The 22,849-nt window shown below is 68.7% G+C and carries 16 protein-coding genes; 8 read left to right on the top strand and 8 right to left on the bottom strand.

All coding sequences use genetic code 11. From position 1 onward, the window contains the following. Positions 1-97: 97 nt before the first annotated feature. The 3 genes from ACWYRN_RS20920 to ACWYRN_RS20910 all read right to left on the bottom strand — a co-directional run bounded on the left by ACWYRN_RS20920 (position 98) and on the right by ACWYRN_RS20910 (position 3,668). Entirely contained in the window at positions 98-1,486 is a 1,389-nt protein-coding gene (locus ACWYRN_RS20920) for a tetratricopeptide repeat protein (RefSeq protein WP_488689636.1), read from the bottom strand. Positions 1,487-1,730: 244 nt separating this feature from the next. Then, positions 1,731-2,378, bottom strand: coding sequence for a 3'-5' exonuclease (locus ACWYRN_RS20915; RefSeq protein ID WP_488689635.1), 648 nt, complete (start codon positions 2,376-2,378; stop codon positions 1,731-1,733). A gap of 21 nt (positions 2,379-2,399) precedes the next feature. Continuing rightward, on the bottom strand, positions 2,400-3,668 hold the full coding sequence (locus tag ACWYRN_RS20910) for an Hsp70 family protein (RefSeq protein WP_488689634.1): 1,269 nt from the start codon (positions 3,666-3,668) through the stop codon (positions 2,400-2,402). A 191-nt stretch (positions 3,669-3,859) separates the two neighbouring features. On the opposite strand from ACWYRN_RS20910, the gene ACWYRN_RS20905 reads away from it, so the two are divergent. The 4 genes from ACWYRN_RS20905 (at position 3,860) to cphA (ACWYRN_RS20890) (ending at position 8,866) form a co-directional block, all read left to right on the top strand. Beyond that, positions 3,860-4,315: a DUF2244 domain-containing protein gene (locus tag ACWYRN_RS20905; protein WP_488689633.1), complete on the top strand. Its 456-nt coding sequence runs from the start codon at positions 3,860-3,862 to the stop codon at positions 4,313-4,315. Positions 4,316-4,475: 160 nt separating this feature from the next. After that, positions 4,476-5,384 carry an isoaspartyl peptidase/L-asparaginase gene (locus ACWYRN_RS20900; RefSeq protein ID WP_488689631.1) on the top strand — a complete coding sequence of 303 codons (909 nt, stop codon included), beginning with the start codon at positions 4,476-4,478 and terminating at the stop codon, positions 5,382-5,384. Further along, the gene (locus tag ACWYRN_RS20895; protein WP_488689629.1) at positions 5,385-6,266 is read left to right on the top strand and encodes a cyanophycinase; all 882 of its coding nucleotides are present in this window, start codon (positions 5,385-5,387) and stop codon (positions 6,264-6,266) included. Then, complete coding sequence (cphA, locus tag ACWYRN_RS20890) at positions 6,263-8,866, top strand: cyanophycin synthetase (RefSeq protein ID WP_488689628.1); 2,604 nt, start codon at positions 6,263-6,265, stop codon at positions 8,864-8,866. The genes ACWYRN_RS20895 and cphA (ACWYRN_RS20890) overlap by 4 nt, the downstream gene beginning before the upstream one ends. 322 nt (positions 8,867-9,188) lie before the next feature. Here the strand turns inward: cphA (ACWYRN_RS20890) and cphA (ACWYRN_RS20885) are convergent, their stop codons facing one another. The 3 genes from cphA (ACWYRN_RS20885) to ACWYRN_RS20875 all read right to left on the bottom strand — a co-directional run bounded on the left by cphA (ACWYRN_RS20885) (position 9,189) and on the right by ACWYRN_RS20875 (position 14,696). Then, on the bottom strand, positions 9,189-11,822 hold the full coding sequence (gene cphA, locus ACWYRN_RS20885) for a cyanophycin synthetase (RefSeq protein WP_488689627.1): 2,634 nt from the start codon (positions 11,820-11,822) through the stop codon (positions 9,189-9,191). 118 nt (positions 11,823-11,940) lie between these two features. Further along, positions 11,941-13,404 (bottom strand): iron-containing redox enzyme family protein, encoded by a 1,464-nt coding sequence (locus ACWYRN_RS20880; protein WP_488689626.1) that lies wholly within the window; start codon positions 13,402-13,404, stop codon positions 11,941-11,943. Positions 13,405-13,556: 152 nt separating this feature from the next. Further along, the gene (locus tag ACWYRN_RS20875; RefSeq protein WP_488689625.1) at positions 13,557-14,696 is read right to left on the bottom strand and encodes a 6-phosphofructokinase; all 1,140 of its coding nucleotides are present in this window, start codon (positions 14,694-14,696) and stop codon (positions 13,557-13,559) included. A 160-nt stretch (positions 14,697-14,856) separates the two neighbouring features. Here ACWYRN_RS20875 and ACWYRN_RS20870 point away from each other — a divergent pair, with 160 nt between their 5' ends. Further along, entirely contained in the window at positions 14,857-16,407 is a 1,551-nt protein-coding gene (locus tag ACWYRN_RS20870; RefSeq protein WP_488689623.1) for an FAD-dependent monooxygenase, read from the top strand. A 39-nt stretch (positions 16,408-16,446) separates the two neighbouring features. Here ACWYRN_RS20870 and ACWYRN_RS20865 read toward each other — a convergent pair whose 3' ends face one another. Continuing rightward, entirely contained in the window at positions 16,447-17,667 is a 1,221-nt protein-coding gene (locus tag ACWYRN_RS20865; protein WP_488689621.1) for a zinc-dependent alcohol dehydrogenase, read from the bottom strand. 238 nt (positions 17,668-17,905) lie between these two features. Here ACWYRN_RS20865 and ACWYRN_RS20860 point away from each other — a divergent pair, with 238 nt between their 5' ends. Both ACWYRN_RS20860 and ACWYRN_RS20855 read left to right on the top strand, forming a co-directional pair. Then, the gene (locus tag ACWYRN_RS20860; protein ID WP_488689619.1) at positions 17,906-18,184 is read left to right on the top strand and encodes a hypothetical protein; all 279 of its coding nucleotides are present in this window, start codon (positions 17,906-17,908) and stop codon (positions 18,182-18,184) included. Positions 18,185-18,330: 146 nt separating this feature from the next. After that, positions 18,331-18,528: a hypothetical protein gene (locus tag ACWYRN_RS20855; RefSeq protein ID WP_488689617.1), complete on the top strand. Its 198-nt coding sequence runs from the start codon at positions 18,331-18,333 to the stop codon at positions 18,526-18,528. Positions 18,529-18,555: 27 nt separating this feature from the next. Here the strand turns inward: ACWYRN_RS20855 and ACWYRN_RS20850 are convergent, their stop codons facing one another. Next, positions 18,556-20,115, bottom strand: a complete 1,560-nt coding sequence (locus ACWYRN_RS20850; RefSeq protein ID WP_488689615.1) for a TerC family protein — start codon at positions 20,113-20,115, stop codon at positions 18,556-18,558. Positions 20,116-20,300: 185 nt separating this feature from the next. Here ACWYRN_RS20850 and ACWYRN_RS20845 point away from each other — a divergent pair, with 185 nt between their 5' ends. After that, positions 20,301-22,820, top strand: a complete 2,520-nt coding sequence (locus tag ACWYRN_RS20845) for a hybrid sensor histidine kinase/response regulator (RefSeq protein ID WP_488689612.1) — start codon at positions 20,301-20,303, stop codon at positions 22,818-22,820. Positions 22,821-22,849: the final 29 nt, after the last annotated feature.

Genomic DNA, 22,849 nt, shown 5'->3' with positions numbered 1-22,849 from the left:
GCCGATCGAGGCCACGCATATGTCAGCGCAGGCCGGGACGCAGGCACAGGCGTCGCGCAGGCCATGCCGATACCCTGCAAACCCACGAGGCCCGACGCTAGCCCCCCTGTCGCCTCGTCTCCCGATGGCTCAGCTGCCACTTGTGCGACAAGTCGATCGCCCGCCCGATCTCCAACGGATTCAACCGCCGCGCCACGATGGTCTTGTTGACGTTGGCCGTGGCATCGCCGCCATCGGCCGCCAGCAGCATCCACATATAGGCCCGCACCGGATCGCGCGCCACGCCGCGGCCGCTGTTGTACATGCCGCCGAGGTTGTACTGGGCCAGCGCATGGCCCTGTTCCGCGGCTTGCGTGTACCAGTAGACGGCGCGCCGGTCGTCCTGGGGCACGCCCTGGCCGCTGGCATACATCACGCCCAGGTTGTTCTGGGCGCTGGCGTCGCCCTGGCCGGCGGCCAGGCCGTACCAGCGGGCGGCGCGCGCGTCGTCGCGTTCCACGCCCTGGCCGTTGGCGTAGATGACGCCGAGGTTGAACTGGGCGTTCGGCGCGCCCTGCTCGGCGGCGCGCCGGTACCAATCGAAGGCGCGCTGCGGGTCGGCGGGGGCGCCGCGGCCGTGCGCGTACATGTTGGCCAGGTTGTACTGGGCGCCGACGTGGCCCTGGCTGGCGGCGCGCGTGTACCACTCGATGGCGTGCGGCTCGTCGCGTTCGGCGTGCCGCCCTTCGGCATACAGGGTGCCGAGGATGAACTGGGCTTCGCGGTCGCCATGGTTGGCGGCGCGCTGCAGCCAGGCCAGGGCGCGCCGCGAATCGGCCTTGACGCCCAGGCCGTCGGCATAGGCCAGGCCGAGCTGGCGCTGGGCGCCGCGCTCGCCGGCGGCGGCGGCCTGGCGGAACCAGTACAGGGCCTGCGAGTCGCTGGCATCCACGCCTTGCCCGCGGCGGTACATCTGGCCCAGGTTCAGCTGGGCCGGGGCGTCGCCCTGCAGCGCCGCCTTGCGGAACCAGGCCATGGCCAGCGGATAGTTGATGGCGGCGCCCAGGCCGTGCAGGTAGCATTCGCCGAGCAGGTTCTGGGCGCTGGCCACGCCCTGCTCGGCCGCGCGGTAGTACCAGGACAGCGCGCGCTCGTGGTCCTGCGCCACGCCGCGCCCCTTGCGGTACATGTGGCCGAGGTTCTGCTGGGCCGAGGCGTCGCCCTGGTCGGCGGCGAGGCGGAACCAGCGCGCGCTCTCGGCGTCGCAGGCTTCGACGCCGCGGCCGTGGTAATACATGGCGCCGAGGTGGTTCTGGGCAAAGGCCAGCCCCTGCAGCGCGGCCAGGCGCAGCCAGCGGAAGGCGGCGGCATCGTCGCGCTCCACGCCCTCGCCCTTCTTGTACAGGATGCCGAGATTGAACTGGGCATACGGATTGCCGCGCTCGGCGGCGTCGCGGAACCACACGTAGGTCTGATGGCTCTCGCGGTGGAGCTTCTGGCGGTTCATGCCGGTTCCCGAAGTTGGACGTGTGTACGCGTGGTTTGCCTCATGCGCGGCAGGGCTGGGCACCGAGGTGCGCGCCGACGCATGGCAACCTGATAAGTATTGGCAAAATTTTAACGACGAAGAAAAGCGGGAGTTTGACTGCGCGCAATCGTGCCCGCGTGCGCACAAACAAAAAAGCCCGCCGGGCAGCTGCGCGGCGGGCTCGTCAGGCGTGAGGCTAAGACTTAGGACTCAGGCGTGGGACTCAGGCGACGCGCAAGGCGCGCCTGTCGGCGGCGTACTTGTCGAGCCAGCCCGGCACCTTGGCCGCGGCAAGCCGGTTCAGCGACACCAGCAGCTCGGGCGCCACCGCTTCCAGTCCGTAGGACGAGGCGATATGGCGGCCGATATGGATCAGCACGTCGGCGGCGACCTCGGCGTCGGCCTCGGCCCGGTGGGCGGAGCCGCGGAAGGCGATGCCGAGCTGGCGCGAGAGCTGGCCCAGCTTGTAGCTGGCCATGCCCGGAAACACGCGGCGCGAGAGCTTGAGCGAGCACACCAGGCCGGCGTGGCCGCAGCTGCGCTGCAGGCGTTCGGCCTCGGCCAGCAGGAACTTCTCGTCGAAGCTGGCGTTGTGGGCAGACAGGGTGTCGCCGCCGATGAAGTCGAGCAGTTCCGGCACCACGCGCGACGCCGGCGGCGCCGTATCGACCATCTCCTGGGTGATGCCGGTGAGGCCGGTGATGAAGGCCGGGATGCGCACGCCGCAGTTGACCAGCGAGACGTAGCGTTCGGTAACCTGCCCGCCTTCGATGCGCAGGGCCGCGACTTCGGTGATGCGGTCGCCCATGGCGGGCGACAGGCCCGTGGTCTCGAAGTCGAGCATCACGATGGGGCGTTCAAAGTGGTACATAAGCGGGTGCATACCGAAACCTTAGCCGAATTTGCGCAGCGCGTCGAGGGCCAGGCCGGCGCCGATGCTGCCGAACAGGTCTCCCTCGACCTTGCGCGCGCCCGGCACCAGGGCGCCGACGCGTTCGCGCAACAGGCCGACGCCGCTCGAACCGCCGGTGAAGAACACGGTGTCGACCGCGTCCGGCTTGAGGCCGGCATCGGCCAGCAGGCGCAGCACGGTGCCGTCGATGGCATCCAACAGGCCGCCGATCGCGTTTTCGAATTGCACGCGCTCGACCAGCAGGGTTTCCGGCGGCGCCAGGCGGTCGAGCGCCAGCGACACCGACGTTTGATCCGACAAACCGATCTTGGCCGCCTCGACCTGCATCGCCAGCCAGTGGCCGGCGCGCTCGTCGATCAGGTGCTGCAGGCGCTTCAGCTTGGCCGGCTCCTGGGCGTCGCGCACCAGGTCTTCGAGCTGGGCCACGCTCTTGCGCGTATAAGCCTGGTTGATGGTGTGCCAGGTCGCCAGGTTGAAGTAATAGCTCGACGGGATGTCGGCGCCCGAGCGCAGCAGGCTGCCGTAGCCGAGCAGCGGCATCACGCTGGCCAGGCTCAGGTATTTATCGAAATCGGTGCCGCCGATGTGCACGCCGCCGGTGGCCAGGATGTCCTGGCGCCGCTCGGTTTGCTTCGCGCGTTCCGGTCCCAGCCGCACCAGCGAAAAGTCGGAGGTACCGCCGCCGATGTCGGCGATCAGCACTAGTTCCTCGCGGTCGATCTGCGACTCGTAGTCGAAGGCGGCGGCGATCGGCTCGTACTGGAAGGCGATCTCGCGGAAGCCCACGCTCTTCGCCACCTCGGCCAGGGTGTCCTCGGCCAACTGGTCGGCAGCGCGGTTGTCGTCGATGAAGAACACCGGGCGGCCGAATACGGCGCGCTCGAAGGGACGATCCGCCTGGCGCTCGGCACGGCGCTTGACCTCGCCGATGAACTGGGCCAGCAGCAGGCGGAACGGCAGCGCGCGGCCGGCCACTTCGGTCTGGCCATCCATCAGGCTGGTGCCGAGCAGGCTTTTCAGTGAGCGCATCAGGCGGCCTTCATAGCCTTGCAGGTAGTCGGCCAGGGCGGCGCGGCCATAGCGCACCTCTTCGTCGTCGGCATTGAAGAACACCACCGACGGCAGGGTCGGCTTGCCGTCTTCGAGGGCGAGCAGCGTGCGCTGGGCAGCTGCCTGTCCGGTTGTGGGGGCGATCCAGCCTACCGTGGAATTCGAGGTGCCGAAGTCGACGCCGCATGCGTTGCTCATGTCTGCCTTTCTTTTGAAGGGGCGGGATTTTACCAGAAGCAGGCGCTGCCGGGAACCGGGGCCGCGCGGCGTTGCGGGTGCAACACGTTTTGGGGTGCCGCGGCCCCGTCGCCGTCCCGGTGCAGGCCCGCGCCGCCGCCGGCCCCTGTCTGCCTATAATTGCGGCACCCACAAGGAAAGCGGGAGACGCGATGAGCTTGCTTGCCCGGCGCTGGACCCTGAAACGCAATTGCTCGCTGACGCCGAGCCAGTCGGCGGCTGTCTACGCCCTGCTCTGTGCGGCCTCGTTCGGCATCGCCCTGGTGTTCCTGGTGCAAGGGATCTGGATGGTGCTGGCCTTTGCCCTGGTCGAGATGACGGCGGTCGGCATGGCGCTGCTGTATTACGCGCGCCACGCGCTCGACGTCGAGACCATTGTGCTGGACGAGGGCTGTCTGCTGATCGAACGCTGGGACGCCGGCCGGCGCGAGGAAATCCGCCTCGATCCCTACTGGACCCGCATCCTGCCGCCCGCCCCGCGCGAACGCAAGCTGATCGAGCTTGAGTCGCACGGCCGCCGCGTGCAGCTTGGCGCCTATGTATCCGAAGCGGTGCGCACGCAGGTTGCGCGCGAGCTGAAACAGGCGATCCGTAGCGCTCTGTTGTGATTTTCATCAACAAGTTGTCTTCCTTGTAAGTTTCATCTTACATTGTCACGGCTGGGCAACCGATAGGTGTTTTCTATCCCGTTTTGCATAATCCTGTCTTAGATATGCCACGCGTCACAAGCGCAAAGGCAACGCAAGAAAACAGAGAGGAAGACAGGAAATGCAGAACAAACAGCCAGGCTTTGCCATCGTGACCCATGGCGGCGCCGGCGAATCGCTGGACCTGACCGACGGCGCCGAACGCGCGGCCAAGGATGGCCATGCGCGCTTCCTCGCCGGCGGGGACGCGCTCGACGCGGCGATTGCCGCCGTCGTGGTCTTCGAAGAAGACGAGCGCTTCAATGCGGGCACCGGCTCGGTGCTGTGCCTGGATGGCTCGACGGTTGAAATGGACGCCTCGATCATGGATACGCGCGGGCGCCTGGGCGCGGTCGCCGCCGTGCGCGACGTGCGCAACCCGGTGCTGCTGGCGCGCGCCATCTCCGACACCCCGCACGTGCTGCTGGCCGGCGAAGGCGCCGAGCGCTTTGCGCGCGCCATCGGCCTGCCCCAGGCCAAGCCGATCTCCGAGGAACAGCGCGAAAAGCACCGCAAGCTGCTGTGCCAGCTGGCCGGCTCGGTGCCGGTCATGCCCGGCGTCGGCAACCGCCTGTTCGACCGCTTCTGGAACTACAAGACACCGCTGCAGCTGCCGCCTTCGAAAGCCTGCGACACCGTCGGCGCCGTGGTGCGCACGCCGGACGGCCACTTCGCCGTGGCCGGCTCCACCGGCGGCTCGGCGCCCTCGCTGCTGGGCCGCGTGGGCGACACCGCCATCGTCGGCGCCGGTTTCTATGCCGGCACGCACGGCGCGATCGCCGCCACCGGCATCGGCGAGCACATCGTGCGCCACATGCTGGCCCGCACCGTCTACGGCTGGATCGAAGCCGGTATGCCGCTGCAGCAGGCGCTGCAGCGCGGCATCGACCTCTTCGACAAGGAGGTCGACATCGGCCTGATCGCCGTGACGAAAACCGAAGCCGGCTCGTGCAGCAACAAGACCATGCCAACCGCAAAAATCGAAGACTAAATGAAAACCGAACCCCACCAGACAGCAAAGCACGGCCACCTCGTCATCATCGGCGGCCATGAAGACCGCGAACACCGCAAGGAAATCCTGACCCGCTTCGTCGAACTGGCGGGCGGCGAGAACGCCCGCATCGTCGTCATCACCGCGGCCAGCAAGATCGCCGACGACATGTGGGACATCTACGACCAGGCCTTCGGCGACCTCGGCGTGCGCCAGCGTTCGCACCTGTCGCTCGAATCGCGCCAGGACGCCAACGACGAAGAGAAGGTGCGCATGGTGGCCGAGGCCGACGGCATCTTCATGACCGGCGGCGACCAGAAGCGCCTGATGGCGATCATCGGCGGCACCGCGCTCGACGCCGAGATGCACACCGCCCTGAAAGTGCGCGGCGCCTGCATCGGCGGCACCAGCGCCGGCGCCTCGGCGATGTCGGGCCACATGCTCACCCAGGGCAAGACCGACCTGCTGCCCGAGAAGGGCGCGGTCCACATGGGCGCCGGCCTGGGCTTCCTGCACAAGGTGGTGATCGACCAGCACTTCTCGGAGCGCCAGCGCCTGGCGCGCCTGCTGTCGGCGGTGGCCCAGAACCCGTATTTGATGGGCATCGGCATCGACGAGGACACCGCGCTGGTGGTCGAGCGCGGGCGCGGCATCGAAGTGCTGGGCGAAGGCTCGGTCACCGTGGTCGACGGCCGCACCATGCTCACCAACATGGCCGACATCCGCGAGCGCGATACGCCGGAACTGATCGACGTGCGCCTGCACCTGCTGCCCGCCGGCAGCAGCTACCACCTGCCCCAGGAAGGCGAGGAAGCGAAGCCCATGCCACGCTCGCTGCGAGAATTTCTTGAAAATGTAACGAAACGGACCACGATCTCATGAGAATCATCGAAAAACGCTTCCTGCGCGGCCCCAATCTGTACAGCGCAGCTCCCTGCCTGATGGCGGTGATCGACGCCGCCGGCGCCGAGGCCGCACCCGGCGCAGTTGCAGCCCTCCCTGCACGCCTGGTCGCCCTGCTGCCGGACCTGAGTCCCGAAGCCTCGGCGCGCCTGGCGCTGCTGACCTGCGCCGCCGACGCCGTCGAGCCGGTCGTCATGGAACTGCAGCGCCTGGCCGGCGCGCCGGCCGATTTCAGCCAGACGCTGGAAGTCGCGCGCAACGAAGGCGCGCGCCGCGCCGTCTGCGGCTACCGCACCGAGCAGGTGGCCGGCGCCGCGCTGAACGTGGCGCTGGACCTGATCGAGGCTCTGCAGGCCGGGAAGGAATTCGACCTCGCGGCCGCCGTGGCCGAGCTGCACGAGGTCGCCGAAGACTATGCCATCGGCACCAGCACCGGCGCCATGGTCTCGGCCGCCGAGCGGCGCGGCATCCCGAGCCTGCGCATCACCGACGAAGCGAATCTGTTCCAGCTGGGCTGGGGCAGCCGCCAGAAGCGCCTGCAGGCGACGATCACCGGCGCCACCAATTCCATCGCGGTCGGCATCGCTAGCGACAAGCAGCTGACCAAGACCCTGTTAGAGCAGGCCGGCTGCCCGGTCCCGGCCGGCGCCACCGTCACCTCGCTCGCCGAGGCCCAGCGCGTAGCGCGCCGCCTGGATGGCCCTGCCACCATCAAGCCGCTCGACGCCAACCAGGGCAAGGGCGTGACCACGGTCTGCGCCACGCCGGAAGAAGTGGAGCGCGCGTTCGAACATGCGCGCAAGTACAGCCGCCACGTGATCGTCGAGGAATTCCTGGAAGGCCGCGACTACCGCGTGCTGGTCACCGGGAACAAGATCGCCGCCGCCTCGTGGCGCCGCCCGCCCTGCGTCACCGGCGACGGCAAGTCGACCGTGCGCGAACTGGTCGAGCTTGAAAACCTGAACCCGGCCCGCGGCGAAGGCCATACCAACATCCTGACCAAGATCCCGATGGACGCGCTGGCGTCCGCGATCCTGGCCAAGCAAGGCTACGGGTTCGACTCGGTACTGCCGGCCGGCGTCTCGGTCGACCTGCGCGGCAACGCCAATCTGTCCACGGGCGGCACCGCCGAAGACGTGACCGATTCTCTTCCCGAGGAAACCCGCGACATCTGCATCCGCGCCGCGCGCACCATCGGCCTGGACGTGGCCGGCATCGACGTGATCTGCCAGGACATCGCGCAGCCGCTGCGCGAGCAAAAGGGCGGCATCATCGAAGTGAACGCCGCGCCTGGCATCCGCATGCACCAGTACCCGAGCCGCGGCAACCCGCGCGATGCCGGCGCCGCCATCGTCGAGGCCCTGTTCGGGCAGGACGACGGCCGCATCCCGCTAGTTGCCGTGACCGGCACCAACGGCAAGACCACGACCTCGCTCCTGATCGCCCACACCGCGCGCCTGACCGGCCAGCGCACCGGCGTCACCACCACCGAAGGCGTGTACATCGACGGCCAGCGCATCATGGAGGGAGACTGCACCGGCTACCGCTCGGCGCGTGCCCTGCTCACCTCGCCGGAAGTCGACTTCGCGGTGCTGGAAACGGCGCGCGGCGGCATCCTGAAGCGCGGCCTGGCCTACGACAAGTGCGATGTGTCGGTGGTGCTGAACGTCTCCAGCGACCACCTGGGCCTGGACGGTGTCGACACCGTCGAGGAACTGGCCAAAGTGAAAGCCGTGGTGGCCCAGCGCGCCTCGCGCGCCGTGGTGCTGAATGCCGAGGACGACTATTGCGTGGCGATGGCCAAGGACCTGCAGGCCGACGTCGAGGTGCTGTATTTCGCACTCGATGCCGACAACCCGGTGCTGCTGCGCCACCTGGAATCGGGCGGACGCGGGGTCTATCTGCAGGACAATACCGTGGTGCTGGCCACCGGCGCCCGCCACGAGGCCCTGGTCGACGTGCGCCAGATGCCGGTGTCGCTCAACGGCTGCGCGCGCTACAACATCGCGAACGCCCTGGCGGCGACCGCGGCGCTGGCCGCTTCCGGCTTCGGCAACGCCGAGATCGTGGCCGGCATGCGCAGCTTCGTCTCCGACAGCAAGCACAACCCGCTGCGCTCGAACCTGTTCGACGTCGACGGCGTGACCGTGATCGTCGATTACGCGCACAACTGCGCGGCCTATGCGGCCCTGGCCGAGACCGCGCGTGCGATGACGCCGGGGCGCGTGGTGGGTGTGGTGGCGGCGCCCGGGGACCGGCGCGATGCCGACCTGGTCGACATCGGCCGCACCTGCGCCGCCGGCTTCGACGAGCTGGTGGTGTACGAAACCGAGAACCGTGGCCGTGCGGCGGGCAGCGTGGCCGAGCTGCTGGTGCAGGGCGCGCGCCTGGGACGCATCGCCGGCGACCACCTGCAGTGCGAGCTGGACGTGCACAAGGCGATCCGCGCCGGCCTGGCCCTGTGCCAGCCTGGGGATGTGCTGGTGTTCGGCTGCGGCTCGTCGATCTCGGAACTGACCGAGGCGCTGCGTCCGACCAGGCCGGAAACCGCGCGCCGGATCGAGGCGGAAGCGGTGTAATATCTCGACATGAGAGAGTGACGGCGGCCCTGCGGGGCCGCTTTTTTTTGGGGTCGCGGATGTGGCGCGGCCGTGCGGGTGTGTCGTGGTCATCCGGGGTGTACGTAGGGTGGGCACTTGTGCCCACGCGGTCTCACCGGTGGATCATCAGCGCCCCACACCGGGGCTTGACCCATGTGCTCGGCGATCTCGTCCGCTTGCATATCGTTGGGTCGATCATCGGTACGACCGCGTGGGCACGAGTGCCCACCCTACAATTTGTCAGGGCCAGCGATGAAAAAGGCTCCGTTTCCGGAGCCTTTTCGATACGAAACCGAAGTGTTTAAATTGCCTGTGCCGCGATCCGGTCCGCACTCTCCGGATCATCCACGCGCAACGCATCGATGAACACCTGCAGCGACGACCCGCACGCAAACACCAGCACGTCGCCCGCCGTGCACAGGCTCAGGCCATGGCGGATCGCCTTGTCCACCTCGATCTCGCGGTGCAGCGTATCCGACGGCCCGACCACGTTCTCGGCGCCCTGGATGATCAAGTCCACCGCCCCGCCCACCGGACGCCCGCGGCTTTGCGACTCGTACACCACCAGCTCGTCGAAACGCTCGCCGCACACCTCGCCAATCTGGATCAGATCGCTGTCGCGGCGGTCGCCCGGTGCGGTGACGATGCCGACCAGTTGCCCCGGCAGCAGCGCACGCGCCATTTCGGCCAGGGCCGCGTAGGCCGCCGCGTTGTGCGCGTAGTCGACGATCACGGTCACGCCGCGCACGTCGAACACGTTGGTGCGCAGCGGGTTGGTCTTGCTGTCCGAGACAAAGGTCGACAGGCCGGCCGCGATCTGCGTGTTCGAGAAGCCCGAGGCCATCAGCGCCGCCGCCGCCGCCAGGGCGTTGGCGATGTTGTAGCGTGCGCGGCCGCCGTAGCTGGCGGGCATGGCTTCGACGCGCATCAGTTCCTGCTGGCGGCTACCGTCGGCAACCACGATGGCGTTGTCCTGGAAATAGGTGGCGCGCCCGCCATCCTCGATGTGCTTGAGCAGGATCGGATTTTCCGGCTCCATCGAGAAGAACACGACTTCGGCGCCCGGCTTCGCGCGGCGCACCATCGACACGCACAGCGCGTCCTCGGCATTGAGCACCACCGCGCGTGCGGCCGACGAAGCGACCACCGCTTTCACCTGCGCCAGGTCCTCGATGGTCTCGACGCCGTCCAGGCCCAGGTGGTCCGGCGAGACGTTCAGCACCACGCCGACGTCGCACTGGTCGAACGCCAGGCCGCGCTTCAGGATGCCGCCGCGCGCCGTTTCCAGCACGGCGAAGTCGACGTCCGGCGCCGAGAGCACGGTGCGCGCCGACCAGTAGCCGGTGCAGTCGCCCTTCACCAGGCGCTTGCCGTTGACGAACACGCCCTCGGTGGTGGTCACGCCCGTGCCCAGGCCCGCCACGCGCGCGGCGTGGGCGATCATCAGGGTGGTGGTGGTCTTGCCGTTGGTGCCGGTCACGGCCACTACCGGAATGCGCCCGTTCGATGGCCCCATCAGGCCGTCGACGATGGCTTCGCCGGCGTCGCGCGGCTCGCCCTTGCTCGGGTGCTGGTGCATGCGGATGCCCGGCGCGGCATTGACTTCGATGACGGCGCCGCCCTGCTCGTCCAATGGTTGCGAGATGTCCTGGCAGACGATGTCGATGCCCGCCACGTCGAGGCCGATCTTGCTGGCGGCGCGCACGCACAGGGCGCGCGTGGTTTCGGGCAGCAGGTCGGTGACGTCTTCGGCGGTGCCGCCGGTGGACAAATTGGCGTTGCTGCGCAGTTCCACGCACACGCCCTGGGCCGGCACGGCGTCCGGCGTATAGCCCTGGCGGCGCAGCATGTCCTCGGCGTGGGCGTCGAGCGCGAGGCGGGTCAGCACGTTGCTGTGGCCGCTGCCGCGCGCCGGATTCTGGTTCTCGATCTCGACCAGTTCCGTGATGGTGCTGACGCCGTCGCCGATCACGTGGGCCGGGCGGCGGAACGAGGCGGCGGCAATCCGTCCGCCGGCCACCAGCACGCGGTAGTCGCGGCCTTCGACGGAGCGTTCGACGATGATCTTGCGGCCGTACTGGCGCGCGAATTCAAAGGCCTTGGCCACTTCTTCTGGCGTGGCGCAGTTGGTGGTCACGCCCTTGCCCTGATTGCCGTCGAGCGGCTTGATGGCGACCGGTTTACCGACGCGGCGCGCGACGCGCTGGGCTTCTTCCACCGTGGTGACGGTGGCGCCTTCGGGCACCGGCACGCCGGCTTCCATCAGCAGGGCCTTGGTCAACTGCTTGTCGCTGGCGATCTTCACGGCGACGTAGCTGGTGTCGCCGGTGGTGGTGGCTTGCAGGCGCTTCTGTTTCGAGCCCCAGCCGAGCTGGAACAGGTTCGCATCGTCGGTGATGCGCGACGTCGGGATGCCGCGCTCGTGGGCGGCGGCCAGCACGGCCGCGGTGCTGGTGCCGATGGCATAGCGCGAGCCGAGCGAGCGCAACTCCTTCAGGCGGCTGTCGATATCAAATTCCTCGCCAAGCGCCAGCGCCGTGACCAAGTCGACCGCCAGCTGGAAGGATGGCTCGGCCAGCTTCTCGATGGCGTACTGGACGACGATGCGGAACTGGCCGGGACGGCCGGCGCTGGGCCGCGTGCGGCCGTAACCGACAGTCGGGCCGGCCATCGATTGCAGGGTAAGCGTGACCTGCTCGACCACGCGCGCCAGGTAGGTGCCGGCGCGCAGGCGCTGGGCGAAGCCGCCGGGCTGGCCGGTCGGCAGCAGCTGGCCGTGCAGCGAAGGCAGCATGGTTAGCAGCGCGTCGTTGAAGCCGGGGATGTCTTTCGAGGAGACGCCGTACAGGTCTTCCAGGTCGATGACGCTCAGCAGGCAGGGGGTATCGGCGTGGAGGTTGGGGCCACGGAGGAATCGTTGTTCGAGGATGTGCACGAGGATGTCCCTATCGTTCTCTGTCTAATTGATTTTGGTGTTACGGGTGCTGCGCTGATACGGAGACAGCCGGTGCACTCCCAGCGGGCGCACCGGCTGTCGCAAACATGTGCAAGCCTCAGATATCGAGCAGCTTGGTGTACATGCGCGTGGCCATCAGGCCGGCCGCGCTGTGGTGGTGGGCCGGCGACATCAGCTCGCCCAGCAGCTGCATCGCTTCCTGTTTGCCGGCGGCGTCGGCCACCTGCTGTTCGAGCAGGGCCAGTTCGTTGTCGGTTTCGAGGTCGCGGCCGGCGCGGCGGCGGATCAGGCCGCGCTCGGGGAAGCTGCTGCTGCGGTCCTGGTGCTGGCCGAGGTTGTCCATGGTGCGCTGGCGGGCGCGGTGGGTCAGCATGCGCGGCTCCTTGCCGCCTTCTTTTCCGTCGGGTGCGGTGAGGATCCAGTCCTTCAGCACTTGCTGCTCGTAGGCGCTGAACACGCCGAACATCTCGGCGCGCTCGCCGTGGATCAGGCGCCAGAAGCGGCTGTTCTCCACGTCTTCGCCGCGCTTGATCCAGCCGGCGCTTTCCAGGGCCGAGAGAAAAGCCGGCACCTGCGCCGGCACGGCCAGCCAGTCGTTCACCGAGCGGCCGGCCACGCGGCAGTAGTCCGAGTGCATGTTCTTGCCGACCACGGCCTTCTGCACCAGGATGTCGACCAGCTCGTCCTGGATGTCGAAGTCGGCGATCACGGAATTCGTGCTGGCGCCGAGTTCGTTCAGGCGGTAGCCGTCGAGCACGCGGCGGTAGAATTCGGCGCGGTCGCCCACGCGCGGCATCAAATCGACCAGGGCCTGCACGGCTTTCTGGGCGTGCCCAGTGGCGGCGTTGTCGACCGTGACGTGCAGCGTGAAGTAATACGGGTCGATGCCGAATTCATTCAGCTCGTAGGAGGTGATCAGCAGGTGCAGCGGCAACTGCTCGTAGCCGAGGTTGTAGCCGATGATCTCCGGCAGGAAGCGGTCGCCGCTGTGGCCCAGGGCCAGCTGGATTGCGCCTTGCAGAAAATGGTTATCGCTCAACTGCTCCCAGCCTTCGCAGCCGTGGGTGGCCAGCAGCTTGCGGTAGATGGTCACGTGGTTCTTGTCCGGCACGCCTTCGCCCAGCTCTTCGAGGTAGGTCTTGATCAGCGGGTGGAAGTCCGGGTTGTCCCAGTGGCGCAGCATGCCGTACAGCCAGGTGCCGTCGACCAGCTTGGTCGGCGCGGCGGCCTTCAGGAAGTTCAGGGCATGGGCGCGGTTGCCGAAGTAGCGGCGCGGGGCGCCGGCCTTGCGTGCGTTCAGGTACTCGCGGTATTCGAGGCCGACGGCGTCGGTGCGGGCCTGGATCCAGGCCGGCAGTTGCGCCAGCGTGGGCGGCAGGTCGGCGGGGATGGCCTGGACGGCGGCGATCTGTTCGCGCAGGAAGGCTTCGGCGGCGCGGGCATTGCCCAGCGGGTCGGCCTGGAGCGCGAAATACAGGTCCTTGGCTGGCGTTGCCACCTGGTGGGCGGCAGCGCTGGCGCGGGCGACTTCAGGAACATCGGTAACGTACGAAGGCGTCATGGAATGCAGGTCCGGTTCTTGTTGATTGATTACCAGAATTATCCCGACTGGGCTATTCGAGGTGAATCGGCACGCGTGCCCCCAAGGTGTAAGACAGGGATTACAAAAATATAAAAATATTAACGCAAAGCATTTTTATGCTTGATTTCAGGTCAATCGCCGAGCGAAATGCCCAATTCGCGGGCAGTGGCCACCGTGTCGCCGTCCACCTGCACGGTCTTGGTGCGTCCGGCAACTTGGGCCAGGGGTACTAGGTCGATGGCTTTCCAGCCGAGCGCGACCATGACGCCGGCCTGCCCGTCGGCCAGCGCGCGCACGGCCGCGGCCCCGAAACGCGACGCGCAGACGCGGTCAAAAGCCGAGGGACTGCCGCCGCGCAGCAGGTGGCCGAGCACGACGCTGCGGCACTCCTTGCCGGTCAACGCAGCCAGTTCGGCCTCGACCTGGGCGCCGATGCCGCCGAGGCGCTCCGCCCGCCCGGCTTCGGCCGCCGCCTGCACGCTGCGCTGCCCCAGCAGCGGCCGGGCGCCCTCGGCCACCACGACCACCGCATGATGGTGACCGGTCCGCTCGCGCCGGGCGATGGCGGCGGCGACGCTGCCGATGTCGTAGGGGATTTCCGGGATCAGGATCGCGTGGGCGCCGCCGGCGATGCCCGCATGCAGGGCGATCCAGCCGGCATAGCGCCCCATCACCTCGACCACCATCACCCGGTGCTGGCTGTGGGCGGTGGTGTGCAGGCGGTCGATGCAGTCGGTGGCGAAGCCGACGGCGGTGTCGAAACCGAAGGTGGAAAAGGTGTGGGCCAGGTCGTTGTCGATCGTTTTCGGCACGCCGACCACGCGCAGGCCGCGCCGATGCAGGGCGTCGGCGATGCCCATCGAGCCGTCGCCGCCGATCACGACCAGCGCGTCCAGCCCGCGCTCGCGGCACAGGCGCACCACCTCTTCGGTGCGGTCCTGTTCGGCCAGGCTGCCGTCGGGCTGGCGGGTCGGGTAGCGCAGGGGACTGCCGCGATTCGTGCTGCCGAGGATGGTGCCGCCAAGGTGGCCGATGGCGTGTACATCCTCGGCGGTAAGGCGCTGCACCGGCGCGCCGGCGCAGGTGTCGGGCGCCAGCAAACCATTGAAGCCGTCGCGGATGCCGTGGCATTCCCAGCCGCGCCCGAGCGCGGCCAGCACCACCGAACGGATCACGGCGTTCAGGCCAGGCGCGTCGCCGCCGCCGGTGAGCACGCCGATGCGGGCGATGGCGCCAGCACGATGCTCGCTTGTCGGTAGATCTGTCGTCACGGCTCGCCTCCATTGCCCTGGTCCCGGGCCGAGGGTAGCATGGCCTCGTCAAGGCACGGTGCACGCTCGCGGGAACTCAGGTGCAGTGCGTGAGTGTCTAAGCTGATGAAGAGCCGGCAGACCGCCGTCCCTCATCTGGCGTTCCCGATGGAGGTGTGCGATGACCCAATCCCAGGTGTTGATCGTCGGCGCCGGCCCCAGCGGCCTGGTGCTGGCGCTGTGGCTGAACCGCATGGGCGTCGACGTGCGCATCGTCGATGCAGCCGCCGGCCCCGGCACCACCTCGCGCGCGCTGGCGGTGCAGGCGCGCACGCTCGAACTCTACCGCCAGCTCGACCTCGCCCTGCCCGTGCTCGACCAGGGCTATGCGGTCGAGGCCTTCAATGTCTGGGCCGAGGGCGAGCACAAGGCGCGCATCGAGCTGGGCGCCATCGGCGCCGGCGTCACGCCCTACCCTTTCCTGCAGATCTACCCGCAGGATTGCCACGAGCGCATGCTGTGCGCGCGCCTGCAGGACGCTGGCGTGCAGGTCGAGCGCCAGTGCAGGCTGGAAGGCTTCCGCGAGGACGGCGATGCGGTCGTGGCCCAGCTGCGCAACGCCGCCGGCAACGAGGAGCAGTGCGAGGCGCGCTACATCGTCGGCTGCGACGGCGCGCGCTCGAAGGTGCGCGAGATCATCGGCGCCGGCTTCCCCGGCGGCACCTACCGCCAGGTGTTCTACGTGGCCGACATCGAGGGCGAGAGCCCGGCCCTGAACGGCGAGCTGAACATCGACCTCGACGAGTCCGACATCCTGGCCGTCTTCGCCACGGCGCCGCGCGGCGCCGGACGCCTGGTCGGCACCGTGCGCGACGAGCGCGCCGAGCATGCGGAAAACCTGACGTTTGCCGACGTCAGCGGGCGCGCCATCGACAATCTGATGATCAGCGTGCACAAGCTGAACTGGTTCTCGACCTACCGCGTGCACCACCGCGTGGCCGAGCGCTTCCGGCGCGGGCGCGCCTTCCTGGTCGGCGACGCCGGCCACATCCACAGCCCGGCCGGCGGCCAGGGCATGAATACCGGCATCGGCGACGCCATCAATTTGGCCTGGAAACTGGCCGCCGTGGTCCAGGGCCGCGCACCCGACGCCCTGCTCGACAGCTACGAGGCCGAGCGCCTGCCCTTCGCGCGGCGCCTGGTCGACACCACCGACCGCGTGTTCAGCTTCATCACCGCCGACGGCCCGGTGGCCGAGATCGTGCGCACCGGCGTGGCGCCGCGCCTGCTGCCGCTCCTTGCCCGGCTGCCCTTCACGCGCGAGTATTTCTTCCGCACGATTTCGCAGACCGTCATCCACTACCGCCACGCGCCGCTGAATGCGGGCACGGCCGGCAGGACCCATGGCGGCGACCGCCTGCCCTGGGTGCGGTTTGCGGATGGGGATGCAGGGCCCGGCAATGCGGTAGATAACTATGCGCCGCTGCCCAGGCCCGCCTGGCAGGCCCACGTGTACGGGCAGGCGCAGCCCGAGCTGATGCAGTGGTGCGACCGGCAGCGGGTAACGCTGCGCCAGTTCGCGTGGAACGACGCCTGCGCGCACGCCGGCCTGGCGCACGACGCCATCTACCTGCTGCGGCCCGACACCTATGTCGGGCTGGCGGCCGGCACGCCGTCCATCGGCGCGCTCGACGAGTACCTGCGCGCGAATGCGCTGACGCTGCACCGCTAGCCGGGCGGCGCGCAAACGCCGCCTGGCAGCAAGACGGCGTCAGCCTTCGCGCGATGCGACCAGTGCCACCTTCAGCCAGCCGGGGCGGCGCAGGTCGAAGGCCTTGTAGGCGTCGATCACCGATTCCATGCCTTCGCGCTGGGTGATGATGACCGTCGGGTCGACGGCGCCGGTGCGCACCAGCTCGATCAGGTGGGGAATGTACTTGCGGTGGTTGCAGTTGCCCATCCGGATCGTCAGGTTCTTGTTCATCGCGTTCCCGATCGGGAAGGTGGTGTCGTCGGGCGGGTAGACGCCGATGATGGACAGGGTGCCGGCCTTGGCCAGGGCCTCGACCGCCCAGCGCTGGGCCTGTGACGGCGCCTGGCCGGGGCGCCAGTTCTCGCCGTCCGGGTGCTGCACCGGGGCCACCGCCTCGACTTCCTGCGCGAAGTCGTCGGCGTTCTCCGCCGCCTGCTTCGCCGCCGGGCCGTGGTGCGGGCATTCGGCATCCACGCCCACGGCGTCGATGGCGCAGTCGGCGCCGACGCCGCCGGTCAGTTGCTGGATCACCTGCACCGGGTCTTCCTCGTCGAAGTTGATGACTTCGGCGCCCTGGCGCCGCGCCATGTCCAGCCGGTCGGGCAGGTTGTCGACCGCCAGCACGCGGCCGGCGCCCAGCAGCTTGGCCGAGGCGATGGCGAACTGGCCCACCGGGCCGCAGCCGAACACCACCACGGTGTGGCCGGGCTGGATATTGGCCAGGTCGGCGCCGAAATAGGCGGTCGGGAAGATGTCGGACAGCAGGATGGCCTGGTCGTCGCTCACCGTATCGGGCAGCTTGATCAGGTTGATGGCGGCAAACGGCACGCGTGCCTTTTCGGCCTGCAGCCCGTCGAAGGGGCCGGTCGCCTTGGGCCCGCCGTAGAAGGCGGTGCCGGCGGCCGGGCCGTTCGGGTTGGCGTTGTCGCACTGGCTGTAGTAGCCCGAGCGGCAGTAGGAGCAATAGCCGCAGGCGATGGTCGACGGGATCACGACGCGGTCGCCGACCGAGAGGTTGCGCACTTCGCTGCCGATCGCTTCCACCACGCCCACCGCCTCGTGGCCGAGGATGGTCCCCTTTTCCATGTTGCTGAAGGTGCCGCGCACGAAGTGCAGGTCGGTGCCGCAGATCGCACTGACGGTGATGCGCACGATGGCGTCGCCGGGCTCCTGGATGACGGGTTCGGGTACGTCGTCGAGGCGGATGTCGCCGACGTCGTGGAAGACGACTGCTTTCATGGTGTTCCTTTCCTTAAGAGGCGAATGATTGCCGACGAACTTAGCATTGCGGCCGGTGTGCGGTGCGCACGTTACCGCTGGTCACTGCCGACCTCATGCGGACTTCATCCGGCAAATTGACGAGTGGCAAAGCTGCGCCGCCCGGCCGCGTTTGCGCGGAAGATGGTGCACAAAAGCGGGCCGGCGCAGCAGCACGTTTCCCGGTTCGTCCTCCTTCGTCAATCATCATTGGAGCACCATGGATCTCACCGTCAACAACAGCACCACCTCCGCCTTCCTCGTCACCGTCTTCGCCGAACTCCAGGACGGTAGCTTCGTCGCCAAGGTCATGCCGGAAACCGGCGTGCCCTACACGCCCTACTGGGAAAACGAAGTCGATCAGGTGATCGTCTACATCTCCCCGGACGAAGAGCAACTGGCCGCCATCCTCGCCGCCCTGAACGAGCGCCGCCTGCCGTTCAAGGACCTGCAGAACTACGGTTCGGTGGCCGGCGGCACCTCGACAATTCCCGTCTGAGGCGCGGCGCGGATACCCCTTCGCTCCGGCAGGGCACGGCCGCCAGGTCGGCCTGCCTGGCCACGCTGCAGACCGACCTGAAGGCCGACGTGGCCATCCTCGGCGCCGGCGCCACCGGCAACTCCACAGGCAATCTGTGTCCGACCGTGGACGTCAACCTGCAGGCGATCGCCGCCGATGCCGCGCACGCGCAGCTGGTCGCCGAGCGCTGGGACTGCGGATGCCACGGCAGCCGCTTCAGCGCCGAAGACAAGGTGCTGGAAGGCCCGGCCCTGGTGTCCTTGCCGCGCCTTGGCACGCCTGCCGGCGAGGCCGGCGAGGAATGCGGGATCGGCGAAGTGTGAATCAGGAAGTGAATCAGGAAGTGTGAATCAGGAAGCGCGCGCCTGGGGCGCGGCCGGCCGGCTGCGCGTGACCAGCACCGTGGCGATGCGCCGGTCGAGCACCTCGGCCACCTCGAAGCGCAGGTTGTCGAGTTCGACCGCCTGCCCGACTTCGGGCAGCGTGCCGAAGCGTTCCAGCATGAAGCCGGCCAGCGAGGTGTAGTCGTCGTTCTCGCTGACCAGGACGTCGGTGCCGAGCACCTGCTCCAGGTAGTGCAGATCGGCGCTGCCGTCCACGCGCCAGCGGTCCTGGCCTTCCTCGCGCACCACCGGCAATTCGTCCTCGTCGGGGAATTCGCCGGCGATCGCTTCCAGGATGTCGATCGGCGTCACCAGGCCCTGGATGGTGCCGTACTCGTCGGCGATCAGCACCACCTGGCCATGCGAGCGCTTCAGCGTATCCATCACCTGCAGCACGCCGCTGGCGTCGGGCACGATGATGGGCGGGCGCACGTGGGCCGGGTCGATCTGGCCGGCGCGCGTCAGGTCGGCCATCAGGTCCTTGGCGCGCGCGACGCCGACGATGTCGTCGAGTTCGCCCCGGCACACGGGGAAGAAGCCGTGCGGCGTGTCGAGCAGCTGGGTGCGGATGGTGTCGGCGTCGGCTTCGAGGTCGATCCAGGAAATCTCGGCGCGGTTGGTCATGATCGAGCGGATCGAGCGCTGCGACAGGCTCAGGACGCCGCTGACCATGTGGCGCTCTTCCGGCTCGAACGCGTCTTCCTGCGGCCCGCCCGGCGCGGCCGCCGTGCCTTGCGCCGCTGCACCCGGCGTCGCCCCGAGCAGGCGCAGCACGGCTTCGGCGGTGCGCTCGCGCAGCGGCAAGTGGGCCTGGTGCTTCGCGAAATTGCGCCGCGCCAGCTGGTTCAGGGCCTCGATGAGTACCGAGAAGCCGATCGCCGCGTACAGGTAGCTCTTCGGAATATGGAAGCCAAAGCCCTCGGCGATCAGCGACAGGCCGATCATCAAGAGGAAGCTCAGGCACAGCACCACCACGGTCGGGTGGGCGTTCACGAAGCGCGTCAGCGGCTTCGAGGCGAATAGCATCACGCCCATCGACACCACCACCGCCGCCATCATGACGCCTAGCTCGTCGACCATGCCGACCGCCGTGATCACCGAATCGAGCGAGAACACGGCGTCGAGCGCGATGATCTGCGCCACCACCACGCCGAAGGCGGCGAATTCGGTCGGCCCGGTGTGCAGCTGGGTCTTGCCTTCGACCCGCTCGTGCAGTTCCACCGTGGCCTTGAACAGCAGGAACAGCCCGCCCAGCAGCAGGATCAGGTCGCGCCCGGAGAATGCCATGCTGCCGACCGTGAACAGGGGCTCGGTCAGCGACACGATCCAGGAAATCATGGTGAGCAGGCCGAGGCGCATCAGCATGGCCAGGGTCAGGCCCAGCAGGCGCGCCTTGTCGCGCTGGTGCGGCGGCAGCTTTTCGGCCAGGATGGCGATGAAGATCAGATTATCGATGCCGAGGACGATCTCGAGCACGACGAGGGTCAGGAAACCCACCCAGATGTTCGGATCGGATAGCCATTCCATGGTGCCTGCCCCGCTTGTGGTTGGATGCCCGATTCTAACGGCCTTGCCGCCGAGGGGTCGCACGCGACCGCCGCGCAGGCGGTATCATTACGCCTGAGACGACGCGCACGTCCGCAGCCGGGCCGCAACGCGCCACCCGCCAGGCATCCTCGCCCCCACTTTCACCATTCACATCGCATGAACGCATGACCCAGGCCGACAACGACGACCAGGACTACCAGAGCAGGCGCCGGTTCGCCGAGCTGTTTCAGGAAGCACCGATGTGCATGGCCCTGCTGCACGGGCCCGGCCACGTGGTGGAATTCGTGAACCCCGGCTACCGGCACCTGGTGGGCGGGCGCGAGATCGTCGGCCGCCGCATCGCCGAGGCCCTGGGCGACGCCGCCACCCAGGGCTATGTCCACCTGCTCGACCAGGTCTACCGCGACGGCATGCCCTACGCCGCCAACGGCGCCCGCTACGCGGTGCAGGCCCAGCCCGGGGGTCCGACCGTCGAGCGCTACGTCGACTTCGTGTTCCAGCCCGTGCGCGGGCGTTCGGGCCAGGTGAGCGGCGTGCTGGTGCTCGGCTCGGACGTCACCGAGCGCGTGCTCGGCGAGCTGCGGCGCGATGCGCTGGCGCGCCTGACCGACGAACTGCGCGAGCTGCGCACGCCCGAGGACATCACCTGGTGCGCCGCGCGCATCCTGGGCGAGACCCTGGGCGCCAGCCGCGCCGGCTTCGGCCTGATCGGCGCCGCCGGCGACACCGTGCATATCGACCGCGACTGGTGCGCCGAGGGCGTGGAAAGCGTGGCCGGCGCCATCGACCTGCGCCAGTTCGGCAACTTCATCGACGAGTTGCGCGCCAACCGGCCGGTGGTGGTGCGCGACGCCTTTGCCGACCCGCGCACCATGGACGCGGCGGAGTCGCTGACGGCCCTGAGCGCCTCGGCCTTTGTCGACCTGCCGGTGGTCGAGGACGACCAGCTGGTGGCCCTGGTCTTCGTGAACGCGGCCGGGCCGCGCGACTGGTCGCCGCAGGACCTGGCCCTGATGCGCGAAGTGGCCGAACGCACCCACACGGCCAGCCAGCGCCTGCGCACCGAGATCGCGCTGGCCGCCAGCGAAGCCATGTTCCGCACCATCGCCAACGCCATGCCGCAGATGGTGTGGTCGACCCTGCCCGACGGCTTCCACGACTATTACAACGACCCCTGGTACGAGTTCACCGGCATGGTCCCGGGCAGTACCGACGGCACCCACTGGGCCGACGTGTTCCACCCCGAGGACCGCGACCGCGCCTGGACCGCCTGGCGCCACAGCCTGGACAGCGGCGACACCTACGAGATCCAGTACCGCCTGCGCGACCGCAGCGGCAACTACCGCTGGGTGCTGGGGCGGGCGCTGCCGGTGCGCGACGACGGCGGCCAGATCGTGCGCTGGATGGGCACCTGCACCGACATCCACGACCAGAAGATGGCAGAGAACGCGCTGCGCCTGGCGAACCAGCGCAAGGACGACTTCCTCGCCATGCTGGCCCACGAGCTGCGCAATCCGCTGGCGCCGATCAGCACCGCGGCCCAGGTGCTGCGCCTGCGCCAGGGCGATAGCGCCTATGCGCTGCGCGCCGGCGAGATCATCGAGCGCCAGGTGCGCCACATGACGGAGCTGGTGGACGACCTGCTGGACGTGTCGCGCGTGACGCGCGGGCTGGTGCAGATGGAACGCGAGCCGGTCGAGCTGCGCGCGGTGCTCGACAGCGCCGTCGAGCAGGTGCGCCCGCTGATCGACGCGCGTCACCATGGGCTGGCGGTGGATGTGCCGCCTGGCCCGGTGTTCGTGTCCGGCGACCGCACGCGCCTGGTGCAGGCGCTGTCGAACCTGCTGAACAACGCCGCCAAGTACACCCAGCAGCATGGCAGCCTGCGCGTGGCCCTGCAGGTGCAGGATGGGCAGGCGGCGATGTCGGTGGCCGACAACGGCAGCGGCATCCCGCCCGGCCTGCTGCCGCACGTGTTCGACCTGTTCACCCAGGGCGAACGCACGCCGGACCGGGCCCAGGGCGGCCTCGGGCTGGGCCTGACGCTGGTGAAAAGCATCGCCCAGCTGCACGGCGGCGGCGTCACCGCCGACAGCGAGGGGCAAGGCCAGGGCAGCGTGTTCACGATCACGCTGCCGGTCATCGCGGCGCCTGCCGTCGAGGTGCCGGCAGCCTCGGAGGCCGCGCCGGCCGGCACCGTGCGCAGGGCGCTGCGCATCACCGTGGTCGACGACAACCGCGACGCCGGCGCCTCGCTCGCCGCCGCGCTCGAAGCCCAGGGCCATACGGTGGCGCTGTTCGACGATGCCGAGGCGCTGCTGGCCGCCACTGGACCGGCCGCCGACGCCGCGAACGCGGACGCCGCAGACGCGGATGCTGCAGACGCGGACGCCGCAGACGCGGATGCCGCAGACGCGGACGTCTACATCCTCGACATCGGCCTGCCGCGCATCGACGGCTACCAGCTGGCGCGCGCCCTGCGCCAGCTGCCGGGCAGCCGCGACGCGCTGCTGATCGCCCTCACCGGCTATGGCCAGGCGCACGACTTCACCCTGTCGAAAGGCGCGGGCTTCGACCATCACCTGGTCAAGCCGGCGAACCTGGAACAGTTAGAAAGAATCCTCGTAGGGTGGGCCGGGCCGCGCAAGGCACTTGTGCCCACGCCGCCCCAACAGGCGCAATAACGGAACGCCACCGCCGCCGATTCCAGGCA

Source organism: Massilia sp. BAP21 (assembly GCF_057801335.1).
This window is presented reverse-complemented; position numbering and strand designations above follow the sequence as displayed.

Coding starts and splice junctions, on each gene's coding strand:
- ACWYRN_RS20860 (WP_488689619.1), top strand. CDS start 17,906: ATGGATCTCACCGTCAACAACAGCACCACCTCCGCCTTCCTCGTCACC.
- ACWYRN_RS20915 (WP_488689635.1), bottom strand. CDS start 2,378: ATGTACCACTTTGAACGCCCCATCGTGATGCTCGACTTCGAGACCACG.
- ACWYRN_RS20910 (WP_488689634.1), bottom strand. CDS start 3,668: ATGAGCAACGCATGCGGCGTCGACTTCGGCACCTCGAATTCCACGGTA.
- ACWYRN_RS20900 (WP_488689631.1), top strand. CDS start 4,476: ATGCAGAACAAACAGCCAGGCTTTGCCATCGTGACCCATGGCGGCGCC.
- ACWYRN_RS20895 (WP_488689629.1), top strand. CDS start 5,385: ATGAAAACCGAACCCCACCAGACAGCAAAGCACGGCCACCTCGTCATC.
- ACWYRN_RS20905 (WP_488689633.1), top strand. CDS start 3,860: ATGAGCTTGCTTGCCCGGCGCTGGACCCTGAAACGCAATTGCTCGCTG.
- ACWYRN_RS20850 (WP_488689615.1), bottom strand. CDS start 20,115: ATGGAATGGCTATCCGATCCGAACATCTGGGTGGGTTTCCTGACCCTC.
- ACWYRN_RS20920 (WP_488689636.1), bottom strand. CDS start 1,486: ATGAACCGCCAGAAGCTCCACCGCGAGAGCCATCAGACCTACGTGTGG.
- ACWYRN_RS20880 (WP_488689626.1), bottom strand. CDS start 13,404: ATGACGCCTTCGTACGTTACCGATGTTCCTGAAGTCGCCCGCGCCAGC.
- cphA (WP_488689628.1), top strand. CDS start 6,263: ATGAGAATCATCGAAAAACGCTTCCTGCGCGGCCCCAATCTGTACAGC.
- ACWYRN_RS20870 (WP_488689623.1), top strand. CDS start 14,857: ATGACCCAATCCCAGGTGTTGATCGTCGGCGCCGGCCCCAGCGGCCTG.
- ACWYRN_RS20845 (WP_488689612.1), top strand. CDS start 20,301: ATGACCCAGGCCGACAACGACGACCAGGACTACCAGAGCAGGCGCCGG.
- ACWYRN_RS20865 (WP_488689621.1), bottom strand. CDS start 17,667: ATGAAAGCAGTCGTCTTCCACGACGTCGGCGACATCCGCCTCGACGAC.